13 protein-coding genes are annotated in these 13,229 nt (G+C 41.5%); 6 read left to right on the plus strand and 7 right to left on the minus strand.

Going from position 1 to position 13,229, the window contains the following annotated elements:
• Nucleotides 1-110: 110 nt before the first annotated feature.
• Both R7Q41_RS19015 and R7Q41_RS19020 read left to right on the plus strand, forming a co-directional pair.
• A complete protein-coding gene (locus R7Q41_RS19015; RefSeq protein WP_031777252.1) occupies nt 111-632 on the plus strand; it encodes a TetR/AcrR family transcriptional regulator in 522 nt (173 codons plus the stop codon).
• The gene (locus tag R7Q41_RS19020) at nt 629-1,678 is read left to right on the plus strand and encodes an alcohol dehydrogenase family protein (RefSeq protein WP_182039736.1); all 1,050 of its coding nucleotides are present in this window, start codon (nt 629-631) and stop codon (nt 1,676-1,678) included. Before R7Q41_RS19015 ends, R7Q41_RS19020 begins: the two co-directional genes overlap by 4 nt.
• A 205-nt stretch (nt 1,679-1,883) precedes the next feature.
• Here R7Q41_RS19020 and R7Q41_RS19025 read toward each other — a convergent pair whose 3' ends face one another.
• Nucleotides 1,884-2,795 carry a GlxA family transcriptional regulator gene (locus R7Q41_RS19025; protein ID WP_115386010.1) on the minus strand — a complete coding sequence of 304 codons (912 nt, stop codon included), beginning with the start codon at nt 2,793-2,795 and terminating at the stop codon, nt 1,884-1,886.
• Between the two features lie 114 nt (nt 2,796-2,909).
• Between R7Q41_RS19025 and R7Q41_RS19030 the strand changes: the two genes are divergently transcribed.
• Together R7Q41_RS19030 and R7Q41_RS19035 are read left to right on the plus strand one after the other, a co-directional pair.
• Nucleotides 2,910-3,428 (plus strand): cysteine hydrolase family protein, encoded by a 519-nt coding sequence (locus R7Q41_RS19030; RefSeq protein WP_005377333.1) that lies wholly within the window; start codon nt 2,910-2,912, stop codon nt 3,426-3,428.
• A 120-nt stretch (nt 3,429-3,548) separates the two neighbouring features.
• A complete protein-coding gene (locus tag R7Q41_RS19035) occupies nt 3,549-4,310 on the plus strand; it encodes a transporter substrate-binding domain-containing protein (protein ID WP_005388903.1) in 762 nt (253 codons plus the stop codon).
• A 98-nt stretch (nt 4,311-4,408) separates the two neighbouring features.
• On the opposite strand, the gene R7Q41_RS19040 is transcribed toward R7Q41_RS19035, so the two are convergent.
• On the minus strand, nt 4,409-5,482 hold the full coding sequence (locus R7Q41_RS19040) for a permease (RefSeq protein ID WP_249371641.1): 1,074 nt from the start codon (nt 5,480-5,482) through the stop codon (nt 4,409-4,411).
• A 346-nt stretch (nt 5,483-5,828) separates the two neighbouring features.
• Here R7Q41_RS19040 and R7Q41_RS19045 point away from each other — a divergent pair, with 346 nt between their 5' ends.
• Nucleotides 5,829-6,821 carry a zinc-binding dehydrogenase gene (locus R7Q41_RS19045; RefSeq protein WP_005377328.1) on the plus strand — a complete coding sequence of 331 codons (993 nt, stop codon included), beginning with the start codon at nt 5,829-5,831 and terminating at the stop codon, nt 6,819-6,821.
• 151 nt (nt 6,822-6,972) lie between these two features.
• On the opposite strand, the gene R7Q41_RS19050 is transcribed toward R7Q41_RS19045, so the two are convergent.
• From R7Q41_RS19050 to R7Q41_RS19065, 4 genes are all read right to left on the minus strand, one after another.
• Nucleotides 6,973-7,875 carry a homocysteine S-methyltransferase family protein gene (locus R7Q41_RS19050; protein ID WP_318144634.1) on the minus strand — a complete coding sequence of 301 codons (903 nt, stop codon included), beginning with the start codon at nt 7,873-7,875 and terminating at the stop codon, nt 6,973-6,975.
• A 276-nt stretch (nt 7,876-8,151) separates the two neighbouring features.
• Nucleotides 8,152-8,886 carry an amino acid ABC transporter ATP-binding protein gene (locus R7Q41_RS19055; protein ID WP_170893395.1) on the minus strand — a complete coding sequence of 245 codons (735 nt, stop codon included), beginning with the start codon at nt 8,884-8,886 and terminating at the stop codon, nt 8,152-8,154.
• Between the two features lie 14 nt (nt 8,887-8,900).
• Nucleotides 8,901-9,848: an amino acid ABC transporter permease gene (locus tag R7Q41_RS19060; protein WP_005377325.1), complete on the minus strand. Its 948-nt coding sequence runs from the start codon at nt 9,846-9,848 to the stop codon at nt 8,901-8,903.
• A 135-nt stretch (nt 9,849-9,983) separates the two neighbouring features.
• Entirely contained in the window at nt 9,984-10,772 is a 789-nt protein-coding gene (locus R7Q41_RS19065) for a transporter substrate-binding domain-containing protein (RefSeq protein WP_005377324.1), read from the minus strand.
• Nucleotides 10,773-11,233: 461 nt separating this feature from the next.
• Between R7Q41_RS19065 and R7Q41_RS19070 the strand changes: the two genes are divergently transcribed.
• Nucleotides 11,234-11,578, plus strand: a complete 345-nt coding sequence (locus R7Q41_RS19070; RefSeq protein ID WP_005377323.1) for a DUF3316 domain-containing protein — start codon at nt 11,234-11,236, stop codon at nt 11,576-11,578.
• Nucleotides 11,579-12,182: 604 nt separating this feature from the next.
• Here the strand turns inward: R7Q41_RS19070 and R7Q41_RS19075 are convergent.
• Nucleotides 12,183-13,157: a porin gene (locus tag R7Q41_RS19075; RefSeq protein WP_005377322.1), complete on the minus strand. Its 975-nt coding sequence runs from the start codon at nt 13,155-13,157 to the stop codon at nt 12,183-12,185.
• Between the last annotated feature and the right edge of the window lie 72 nt (nt 13,158-13,229).

Genomic DNA, 13,229 nt, shown 5'->3' on the forward strand with positions numbered 1-13,229 from the left:
TAGCCCGGCATTACGTCGGGCTTTCAATACAGAGTTTAAATACACCATTGACTGAGGTAGAAAGTTTATTCTACCCTTAGGTAAAACAAACGTTCTACCTGGTGTATCAAATAGTGAAAGAAAAAATCGCAGCAAGCCTAGAAAAAGCATTCAGTCAGTATGGCTTCGCCGAGCCTAGCGTACCCCAACTCAAAAACGCCTGCGAAGTCAGCCTGAGAACCCTGTACAAATACTACCCCTCCAAGGAAGCGATGATTGTTGCAGCTCTCGAGCATCGCCATCAAAGGTATTTGAGTTTTTTGCTCGAAGACGCCCCTGCCAATGGAACACCGGCTGTATTACACCTATTCACTCGCCTCGAGGATTGGATGAAGGAGTTTGCACCGAATGGCTGCATGTCCATCAATGCATTAGCAGCCTATCCAGAAAATCTATCTATTAATCAAGCAGTAAAACAACACAAATTGGCGGTTCGTCAGCTTATGGTCCAACTAAGTCAGCGAGAAGACCTCGCAACCACACTCTTCTTGTTACATGAAGGTCTATCCAACGCATGGCCGGTTCTCGGTCACGCTGCCTTTGCATCCGCTGAACACACTCTGCTAGAACTAATGAAGGAGAACAATCAATGACCACAATCCCGAAAGTCATGAAAGGCGTCCAACTTATCGGTCATGGTGGGCCAGATATGCTTCGTTACCGCGATGATATACCTGTGCCAGTCCCCTCGCCTGATGATGTATTGATCCAAGTTGCCGCCGCCGGAGTCAATAACACCGACATCAATACCCGAACAGCATGGTATTCTAAAAATGACGCCAATAGCATGGATGCAAGTTGGTCAGGAGACGCGCTATCTCTCCCTCGAATCCAAGGTGCCGATGTATGCGGTACCATCGTCGCTGTTGGTGAGAATATCTGCCCATCACGAATCGGTCAGCGTGTGCTCATCGAACCATGTATTACGCGCTTCAACAGTCAAGCACTTAGCTCGCCTTGGTACTTCGGTTCAGAATGTGATGGTGGCTTTGCTCAGTTCACTGTTGTTGACAGTAAACATGCATATGCTGTGAATAGTAGTTTATCGGATATCGATTTGGCCTCCTTCCCTTGTTCTTATTCAACTGCCGAGAACATGCTTGTCCGCTCTAATGTCACAGCGAGCGATACCGTACTGATTTCAGGGGCATCCGGCGGTGTTGGCTCTGCCGCAATCCAACTGGCGAAGGCGCGTGGAGCATACGTCATTGCTATCGCCAGCCCAGAAAAGAAAGAACAGATCACGGCATTAGGAGCAAACCAAGTTATCCCTCGCGATGCAAATTTAACAGCGACTCTCGGAGAAAACAGCGTTGACGTAGTGATTGATTTGGTCGCAGGAGAGCAGTGGCCACAATTTCTTCAGGTACTAAAGCCAGGATCAAGATACGCTGTTTCCGGCGCCATAGGCGGCCCAATTGTCGAGCTGGATGTAAGAACTCTTTACCTTAAAGACCTAGCGTTATTTGGTTGTACCGTTTTGGCACCAGAAGTATTCGGTAACTTGGTTCGCTATATCGAACAGAACGCAATTCGTCCCTTAGTCGCGGAGTCATTTCCCTTGAACCAGATAGGTCAAGCGCAAGAAGTATTTTCACGCAAGCAACATATTGGGAAACTGGTTTTGGAAATCACATAGCTTTTGTGATTAACAACGACCTATACAAGTCATTGTAATTTGAGAACCCTTTAAGCATTCTACAAAATGTTCAGTAATTAGGAGTGCGCTACGGTTGGCTTAGCTTGTTATCCCTTTTCATCACGCTAAGCCAGCTTGTAAAAATATGCGGTGTTTGCTTCTGAGTTATAAATGTTTAATACCAACATTATCTTACTTCTGGCGTTCATGAACAGAACCGAGATCTGAACGACTTCGGTGTTAAACCTACGATTCTATTAAATATTTTCCTGAACGCGCTCACATCTTGGTAACCCACTCTAAATGATATTGCGTCAAATGTTAGGGTTGTCGACTCAAGTAAATCACAAGCTTTTTGTACTCTTAAGCTTTGTATGTATTGGTTAACATTGAAACCTGTCGCCTTTTTAAAGCGTCGCTGCAATGTCCTTTCTGTTAAACAACTCAACTCTGCAAGCTCTTTATTGCTCAGTTTTCCTTGATAATGATCGTTTATATAGTGCTGTATTTGAACAATTACCTCATCACCATGTTGGAAGTTTGGAGTAAACTGTTGATAAAAGCGTTGCTCTCTCGGACCAGTATCAATAACCAACATTTTTCCTAACAGGCGCATTACTTCCGGTGACGCAAATAAGGAAACCAACTCCAAACCTAAATCCACCCATGACATCATACCCCCAGCCGTAATGATCGTTCCTTCGTTAATAAGGATGGCTTCTTGTCTTACGTGGATATCGGGAAACTGACTCGCTAATGAAGGAGCCAAGCCCCAGTGTGTCGTACAAGACTTATTGGTCAACAACTGGGTTTGAGCAAGAATAAAAGTACCAGCGCAGGCGGAGGCTAAAATCGCACCTTTACTATATTGGACATTTAACCAGTCGAGTAGCTCTGGCTCTGGTTCTAAGTAATATTGACCAGTGCCGCTAGGCGGAATCATTACCGCTGTTTTCACATCGAAGTGCGTGTTTGACCAGTGATCCAATATCTCTACTTCAAAGTGCACATCAACGCCCAATTTAGCCGCCGCACGGTTTGCCATCTCGAAGAGTTCGCTTAAACCATATACGGAGGCTTGCGAGCTATCTGGGTAATTAACGAGTGCTATTTTCATTTATCTTCAAGTGTCGCTTTTTGACTCTTTTGTGTCATTTTAGACTCTAAAGAAGGTAGCTAAAAGTCTTTATATTATTCGTACCGCAATGATCCTCAATAAAAGGAAAAGAAAATGACTCAAAAAGCCCTACTTGTAATTGATTTGCAAAACGACTATTTCCCAGAAGGAAAGTTTCCTTTATGGAATACAGAATCGACTTTAGACAATGTTAAGAGAGCAATAACTAAAGCCAATGAGCAAAACATTCCTGTGATTCATATTCAGCATATTGCCGACCCTGCCATGGGTATTGCCCCATTCTTCAATGAAGGCAGCGACGGTGCCAATATTCACCCAGAAGTTCTTGCTTTAGCGCCGAATTCCGAAATCGTGGTAAAGCACTTCGCAGATAGCTTTGAAGGAACACGTTTAGAAGAAGTATTGGCAAGCAAAAATGTAACGGAGTTACTTGTATGCGGAATGATGACACAAAACTGCGTGACACATACTGCTATCTCAAAATCTGCGGACAAGTATGATGTTTCGATCTTAATGGATAGCTGTACCACGGTCGATGAAATGATTCACAACATTGCACTTCACGCTGTCTCAACGAGAGTTCCCCTCGTAACTATTGAAGATAAGCTGTAATACACGTAAAACCTTTCGCTCACACAATGCGGGCGAAAGGTCACACATATATGCACTTTCATTGATATTTGCTTACTTTGTGTTAAACATTGGTTTCCAAACAGTTACAAGGAAACGTTTATGAAATGGATAGTCGTATTGTTTATTAGCTTATTTTCAGTTTTCAGCCATGCGAAAGAGTGGAAACAAATTCGCTTCACTGTTGAAGGGGCTTACCCTCCATTTAGCTGGACGACAAAAGAGGGAAAGCTAGAAGGGTTTGAAGTCGACCTCGCTAACGCGTTATGCAAAGAGTTAGAAGTAAAGTGCGTTATCTCAAAAATGGATTGGGATGGCATCATCCCTTCTCTCCTTAGTCGCAAGAACGATGCGATTATTGCTGCAATGACAATCACAGAAGAACGAGAAAAGAAAGTCGATTTCACCGTCCCTTATGCAAAAGTACCGACTCGTTTTGTAATGAAAAATGATAGAGAAATCAACATGGATGACGGCAGCCTAAATCGTTTATCTATTGGAGTTCAAAGAGCCACAATTGGTGATAAGTACCTTTCTGCCTTGTATCCAGATATTGATATTCGTCGTTATGGTACGTTCGATGAGGCATTTACCGATCTACTCAATGGACGGTTAGATGCTGTATTTGGCGGCTCAATCGGTTTAAGTGCTGGTTTTCTTGAAACTGCACAAGGTGAAGGCTATCACTTTACTGGACCAGCGTTTACAGAGGAAAAGTGGTTCGGCCGTGGCATTGGCGTAGCAGTGAGAAAACAAGACAAAGAATTAAAAGCATTACTCGATAGCGGAATACAAAAATTGATCCAGAGCGGTAAGCATAAAACCATCGCCAGCAAATATTTCTCCTATAGTATTTACGAGTAACCTCGCTATTTTTTTATAGCCTGCGCGGTATAGGAAACTTCCCTTTCCCTATATGGCGACAAAAACAGAGCCCTCGAGCAGTCGCCCGAGGGTTATTTTTATAAAAAAGCCCACGTATATAAGTAACCCGCTCCCATGGCCATCGTTAAGATAACGATTAGGAAGGCAGCAATCATCTGGTTCTTAAAAATTGATTTCAACAAAATCACTTCTGTAAGACTTGCGCCAGCACTACCAATAATAAGCGCCATAACAGACCCAAGAGCCATACCTTTTTGTACTAGTGCCGCGCTAAGTGGAATGACCGCCTCTGCACGGATGTACAATGGAATACCAATGATTGCTGCGACCGGAATCGCGTACCACTTCGCTTCACCAGCGAACTCCGCAATGAACTCCGTCGGGATGAAGCCATAGATAAATGAACCAATCGCAATCCCCATCATGAGATAAGGGAACACTTGCTTAAAGTCTTTCCAAGTTGATTGCCAAATACGTACCCAGCGGCTAGGCTCTTTCTCTTCCACGACTGTCGCTGTTGCACTACCGCCAGATGAACAGCAAGACACTTCCACTTTAGGTTCAGGTTTTGGTGCATCACCACAACAAGATGTTTTCGCCGCAACTGGCGTAGGTTCATTGCAGGCGCTGGTACTACAGCTTGATACTGGCCTCGCTTCTTCTTTTTTCTTGCTTGAATCGCCACAAGAAGTACCGCACGAAGAAGAACCTACCGCTTGATATGCTTCTGGTTTGACGTAACGTTCAAACCCTAGTTTTTCAAGTACATAGCCTGCTACCACTGATACTGACATCGCAATAGCAAAGTAAAATACCGCAACTTTCCAACCAAAAGTCACCACAAACAAGCCAATAATCACTGGGTTAAGCAACGGGCTTGCAAATAGGAACACCATCATAGGTCCAAAACCTGCTCTTGCACGCAACAAGCCTTTTAAGAAAGGAATGGTCGAACACGAACAGAAAGGCGTAATCGAACCTAGCAACGCAGCAATGAAGTAACCTTTACCCTTTTTCGAGCTGAGAATAGATTGAATTTTTTCTGGCGTTAGAAAATCTTGCAACACACCGACAATGTAGCTAATTGCCAGAAATAAGATGATAAGTTCGGTTGCTAGAAACGCAAACATATCCAGCGCTTCTTTAGCCATAGTTATAATTTCTGTATTCACATTTACTCTCCTAGTCATTTTTCGCTAACGAGCTTACCTGATAGATAAGCCTTTATTTCGATATTTCTAGAATTATAGAATCATAAAACAAAAAATCAACAGAATATTTCCATAAAAATGGAATAATAAAACTAGTCATTACTTATCATAAAGTTACATGTCGTTAGCTATGCAGACTGGTTGTCGATGATAATTTCAGAGCATCTCGATTCCTTTTTATCAAACATAACCTAAAATTATCAAAATAAGAAAAAACCATAATTATTGCAGCAGCACCCTCTGAGTTAGTATGACTTTCGACCATTCTTAATAATAAGGAAAACCTATGAGAGCGATAACTTACCAACGAGATAACGATACTTTCTCTTTATCCGAATTACCTACACCAAAACTAGAAACCCAATTTGATGTATTGGTTAAAGTTAACGCTGTTGGTTTGAACCCTGTCGATGCAAAAATTCATTATTGGTCAGACATGGTCACTAACATGGATAACAATTTTGTTGGCGGGTTAGACGTATCAGGAGAAATAGTCTCTGTAGGCGATGCGGTCGTTGATTGGAAGGTTGGCGATAAAGTGTTGTATCACGGAAACATGAGACGCCATCACGGTGGATTCGCTGAATTTGCTATCCATGATTCAAGAACGCTCATAAAGCACCCTCAGGTTCCGGTTGAAGTAGCAGCATCTACACCTTGCGCAGCCTGGACCGCATATCGCGCTTTGGTAGACAAGCTCGATATTTCAAATCGAAGCAGCATTTTTATCGCCGGAGGTGCTGGCGGCGTTGGAAGCTTTGCTATTCAGTTAGCAAAGACATTTGGTGTTGAACAGATCATTGCTACTAGTTCAGAAGCTAATCACGCATATTTGTCCTCGTTAGGAGCAACCCATACGATTGATTATCATCATGAAGATGTAGTTCAACGAGTAATGGACATTACCGGAAATCATGGCGTTGAGGTTGCACTCGATTGTGTAGGCGGTGATAACGACCGAATTGCAGCCTCGGTGTTAACCTTTGAGGGCGAAATGGTGGAGCTCGTCAAGACTGTCGACCCTTCTCAATATCCAGATGCCTTCTTAAAAGGCTTGGGCTTCCACCAAATAAGTTTGGGCTCTGGTCATGTCTTTGGCGAGAGAGGGTTTGCAAGTATCGTTAATGCCGGAAAGGAAGTGTCTGAGCTATTAGAAAATGGAGAATTGGAAGTACCGAAACTGAAGATCATCGGCTTAGAGGATGTAGGTAACGCACTCTTGGACATGCGAAATCAGAGAACAGTTGGAAAGATTGTCGTTAATCTGAACCAAAAATAATTAATAAAAATCTCGAGGCAAACTGGCAAGGTAATGAATGAGCAAGTTAAAGCATCTTGTTACTTTGCCAGATATGAAAGGCCTTTATTTTATCTATAACGATGAATAAAAAACAAAATCTCTTGTCATACTTCCCTGCGCTTCACCAAAATTAGGCGTTTTCGAGAGTGTCTCTCCAAGTCGCTAGCAATTTAATATGACGTGGTTCAATCCCACAGCAACCACCAATAATGCTCGCTCCCTGCGCATGCCACTTTTTAGCATACTCAAGATATTCAGTCGGAGAGAAATGACGAACTTCCTGAATGGTCTCGTTGGCTTGGTGCGCTTGCTTTATCGGAGCAAAGCTATTTGCGAAAACACCTATCGTCAATTCTCTACCTGACTCACACAATACTGCTTGTGTATCAATGATCGCTTGCTCGACAACTTCAGGAATAGAGCAATTGAAAAAGATACCTGAAACATTTGTTTTCAACAGCGTATTAACCGCGACTTTAAGAGATTCCCCTAAGCGAAGACGAGGCAAAGAGTTAGGCTCGTCCATTAAGGTGAAAGCAATATAATTGGGCTTATCTGTTTTGGCTAAAATTATTGATAGAACTTCAACTTCAGCGAGGCTAGACACGGTCTCAGCTAACCAAATATCAACATATTGATCTTGAGCTTCAAATAACTCAGAAGCCACTTCCAGTGCCCTTTTCGGCTCGAATAATTCAGGCCTGTAAGACCCCATTACAGGAGGAAGAGAACCCGCAACGAGCACTCTACCGTTAGAGCTGGTGACTACATCTCTGGCAATTTTAGCTGCAGATTTTGCTAACTCAGTCCCCCGTTTTGCATAGAGTTCCTCGCCTAAGTGAAATGGGACACATGCATAACTGTTGACAGTGATAATCTCAGCGCCAGCGTCTATGAAATTCTCATGGGCCATTTTTACATGTTGTGGTGATTCAATTAGCGCTTGTGCACTCCAAAGCGGCTGAGAAAAAGGGGCGCCAATACGTTTCAACTCTCGCCCCATGCCACCATCTAAAATTGTTACTTTCTTCATTTAGACATCCATACCGCCAAACATCCATAAGCTCTATTCAAACACAATTTTTATCAATTCAAAATGAAATTGTTATGTTTAAAGTGAACAAAGACTTAATGGCTGATTAAACACTTTAGTATTTACCAGACCTTTCATTCGGACCAAGCTAATGTTATCGCCATTAACTTCGAGTAAAAAGCCCATTATCTATGTCTCTCGGCGAGGCGAACGTTACGAGCCACAATAGTGCATGAAGTGATTGAGGGACTCGCCCTCAATCAAATTTTCTTTTTATTATAAGACTTTAGATAAAAACTTCTGCAATCTAGGGTTGGTGGGGTTATCAAAAAATCGCTCAGGAGAGTCAGAAACCAAAAGCTCACCATCTTCCATAAACAACACCCTATCAGCGACCTCTTTTGCGAAACCCATTTCATGAGTAACCACGACCATCGTCATTCCGTCCTTGGCCAAATCTTTCATCACATCAAGAACTTCTCCAACCATTTCAGGATCTAGTGCTGATGTGGGTTCATCAAACAACATAATGTTGGGCTTCATTGCTAACGCACGAGCGATTGCGACGCGCTGCTGCTGCCCACCTGATAAATGATTAGGATAATTATCCATTCTCTCCGACAGACCGACTTTATAAAGCAAATCTTTTGCTTCTTTCTTCACCGATTCAGGGTCACGTTTAGAAACCTTTAAAGGTGCCAACATGACATTCTCTATCGCCGTTTTATGTGGAAAAAGGTTGAAGCCTTGAAATACCATGCCCACATCAGCGCGTAGTTTATTGATATCCGTAGATTTGTGGTACATATCGATACCATCTACGATTATAGACCCACTATTTATTGTCTCTAATTGATTGATCGTCCGTAAGAATGTTGACTTACCAGAACCTGACGGTCCTACGATGACAATCACTTCCCCTTTTTCTACATTTACCGATACGTCCTTGAGCGCATGGCAGCCATTAGGGTAAATTTTATTAATTGTTTTTGCTGAAATAATGTATTCCATTAATGACTCCACCATTAATCACTTGCTGCCAATTTCTTTTCTAACGTTTGTATTGCCCAAGATAAGGTACTAGTCAGAAGCAAATAAAGGGCCGCTACGGTAAACCAAACTTCAAATGGGGCAAAACTACCACTTACGACTTCCCTGCCCGCTTTTGTCAGATCAGTAATCGAAATCACGGAGACAAGTGAGGAATCTTTTATCAGGTTGATAAACTGCCCGGCTAAGGGAGGTAATGTCTGCTTAAACGCTTGAGGTAAAATGACATAAATCATCGCTTTGGGATAATTCATTCCTAGTGAACGCGCCGCTTCCATTTGTCCTCTTGGGATTGACTGGATTCCTGACCGCACAATTTCTGCGACGTAAGCGGCGGTAAACACGGAGAGCGCTATCACTCCCGCAGTAAAACGCTCAAGGTCAAGCACAGTACCAATAAAGAAGTAAACGATAAAAATCTGTACTAAAAGAGGCGTTCCACGAATGACCTCGACATACACAAGCGCCAGCTTTTTTAATGCCGGATTGCTGGATATGCGCATTAGTCCGACAACTAAGCCCAACGCTAGAGCAATGATAAGTGACCAGAGTGAGATTTTAATGGTCGTCACAACACCATCTAAAATTGGGCCAGAGCGCCACTCTTTTATAGTTGCTAAGGTATCTCCTTCAAAAATAAGATCACCTTCATAGACGTCCACAGACTTATATTGGCTTAGTTCAAGAACAATATCACCATGAATACTCTCCAGAGCCAGTTGGTTATTCTCGTCGAGAATGATGTTCCCATCGACAGGCGCGGTAATGGATGAAGCAGCGTTAGTGGCAATATAAGGAAGGACACGCTCCCAATTCCAGCTGTAATCGATTCGCTTACCTGACAGATAGACAAGACCGCAAATTGATAGCAAAACAAGAACAAAAACAGCGTTCCACAATAGGGATTTAAAGTTATTTTGCATGTGATTCCGAGAATGACTTTGATTAAAGTTGGTTGGGTATTTGAATAAAGAAAAGCGTTAGCTTCACAGCGCGAACCGTTTGGTTGGCGATGAGCCGAGCCAGAAGCTAGCCGCTCCTCTACAATAACAAAATGATTACTTAACTTGCTTTAACCATTTATCGTCGTTAAACCACTTATCGTAAATGCGATCGTAAGTTCCATCGCCCTTAATTTGACGTAAATAGTTGTTTAAGAAGTTAAGCGTATCTGGATTTCCTTGCGGCACAGCCCAACCCAAAGGCTCGTAAGTAAACGGTTTAGCCAAGTGCATTAACTGCCCTTTGTTTTCCGCCACATAAATAGAGTTGTAAGGAAAGTCATAAACAAACGCATCTACCTTTCCGTTGGCAACCTCAAGTACCGCTTCAGACTGAGTTTCGTATAGATTTATCTTAGCTTTCGGAAGGTATCGTTTTACCGCTTGCTCACCCGTTGTCCCAAGCTTAGTTGCAACAACATATTCTGGACTATTGAGATCGCGGTAACTAGACACTTTACCTTCATGTTTGAGATCTACGAGAATGGATTGACCAATAACCACATAGGGATCAGCGAAATTCACCTGAGTATTTCGCATAGGTGTGATAGTCATCCCGCCCATAATCATGTGACACTTACCAGTCAACAGTGTTGGGATAATGCCATCCCATGAAGTGTTTACCGGCACAAACTTAACATCCATGGCACGCGCCATTTGCTTACCCAAATCGATATCAAACCCGATGTACTGCCCATTTTTTGCTGTCATTTCAAAAGGCATATACCCAGAATCAAAACAGACTTTTAGCTCCCCTGTACTTTTGATGTCGTCTAAAATTGGGTCTGCATTAACCGTCGTCGAAACAGCTAACCCCAGTGCAGCAAAACACAATAACTTTTTCATGGATATTCCTTTATCATTTGTTGTAAAGTTTTTTTATACACGACAATAGAATAAAAAACCACAAATAATGACTTTTTAATCACTAGAATTTGTAGAATCGTCACTAAGACGGAAGATCTGAATGAAAATCTATACCAAGCCATTGCAATTGAATTGCATGCATTAAGTGATTGAGCTGTAGGCAGGTCACTATAACGACAAGAAACATACGCTTTGACTGAATAGTCAGCGTTTCCGAGAGTGGTTTAATTATTAACGAAACCATACAGATATTCGCTTTTCCACATTGACCGTAATGTCAAAAGTGCTTGAGTTTTATTGTTGACAATTCTTCCATAGTCAATGGTCACAAATGTGATGTACAGCACATTTCTATAGTGGCACTATCACCTTTGTCGAGAGATATTAACAAGGATTCGTTGGACATCTTGACTTTGTAATACAAATAAAAAGGTGACTATATGAAAAAACTAATGACGCTCTCATCACTATTATTATTCAGTTTATCTGCTACTGCTGGTATTCATGTCGAACACTCTACAAACAAGGTTGTTCTCAATGACTTTACGACAAAAGATGCCGCTTATAGCTCTGCGTTTGATCTTGTCGATGAATACCAAACGCTATCAAAACATGAACTTAGAAATCGTCTAAACATCATTGGAAGCGGTTTCCCTCGTGATATTGCAATCGATGATAGTAAGGTGAGAGTTGAAGAATACGCACTTAACCGTGATGAAGTTAAATATCGTGCAATCATAAACTTCGATTATCACTTCAGAACAAGTGACGGCGGTAAAAACTAAAAAATCATCTGCACCTTTACTTTCTTAGAGTCCTTCCTATTTTAAGAAAGTAAAGGTGTCTAATCATATTGAAACGACTGCTTTTCATAAATCGCTCTCTCCTTACATAAACAGTATCAATCCCTACCTCTATCGTTTACATAAAAATAATTTTTCCAATCTTCATTGAGATACATTTCGTCGTTTGGCGCTTTATCATTCACTTGGTTCGCCATATGGATTCCACATCACTTAAATGAAAAAGACCCTTGAAATTGAGTTCACTTTTTTATGACGATTAACTCAACCTAAGATTGACAATTTTCGTTATATTTTTCTCGTTTATAGCAATATATAAAAAAACTCTTTTTGTTTTAATTAACCATAAGACGTAAAAAAAGGCAACAAGATACTTCTTGTTGCCAAAGAAAAAATCATCATTCAAAAAATATGAAAATGAAAACTAGCAGTGGACTAGCTAACAAAACAATTATATTCAAAACACTTAAACAAGTAACGATCAATATAATCCATTATATATGGACGAAAGTCAGCACTTATGAACTTACACCGATAAATAAAAAAGCCTGAAAATAGTTTCAGGCTTTTTAGCTTTATTAATTTTTTAGAATGAATATCTCGCAGCTATTGCAAGAATATCGTCTTCATTGTCTACATCTGTAATTCTGTATTCTGCTAGTGCTTTAAAATTAGAAGTCAAATCATACTCTGCACCTAGTGAGTAGTAATCGACGACATCTTCATCATCACGCTCTAGATTGTTATAGCCAACTAGTGCCCAAAGCTTATCTGTTACTTCATAAGTGGCAACTGCTTCAATACCGGTGTAATCAATATTACTTTCAGAACCATCTTTAGCCCAGTTTTCACCATCACTGTATAAAACAGAGGCATAAAACTTGTCGTATTCAAATGCAATAGCACCCGTTAGCAGCTCTGCATCTTCTGCACCCGATTGCCCTTCACCTTCGTTGTAACCAAGCGCAACTTTGAAGCCATATGGCAACTTGTAGTCCGCCGCCGCACCATAAGAGGCTGCATCTGTTGACACTTCATCGTTTTCAGCCTGATAGCTAACATGAATATTCAAACCTTCATAGCTTGTCGTTAGCTTAAATACTGAATCGGAGCGACCGGTACCATATAGATCCGCACTTACGCCAGCAGCTTCATTACCAAACTCCGGGAAAATATCCGTGTAGTCAGATACTAAAGTGACCGCACCGTATTGACGTCCATAACTTACTGTTCCGTAATCTGCACCAACTCCTACATAGCCTTTTCGGATATCAAATTCATCATCTTCAATCCCATCAGCATCTCTGCGATTAGACTTAAATTCCAACTCATATAAGCCGAAGGCATAAAGATCTTCATTTATTTTAGACTCACCTGAAAGTCCTACACGAATGTAGCTATTATCTCCGTCTGCATTTTTATCATCAGAGAAATAATACATCCCTTGCGCTCGGCCATGAATATTTAATACTGATTCTTGATCTTCATAAACTACGGCTGAATTTGCAGCACTTGCAGAAAAAAGTGCTGCGATTGCGATCGACGTTCTTGTCATTTTCATTTAATTACCACTACTTGTGTTGTTTGAATCGAGTGAAATTATGAACAGTGGCAATTATTTTTAAAGTGCAAA

It is taken from the genome of Vibrio sp. 2096 (assembly GCF_033339595.1).
Taxonomy (GTDB): Bacteria; Pseudomonadota; Gammaproteobacteria; order Enterobacterales; family Vibrionaceae; genus Vibrio; species Vibrio alginolyticus.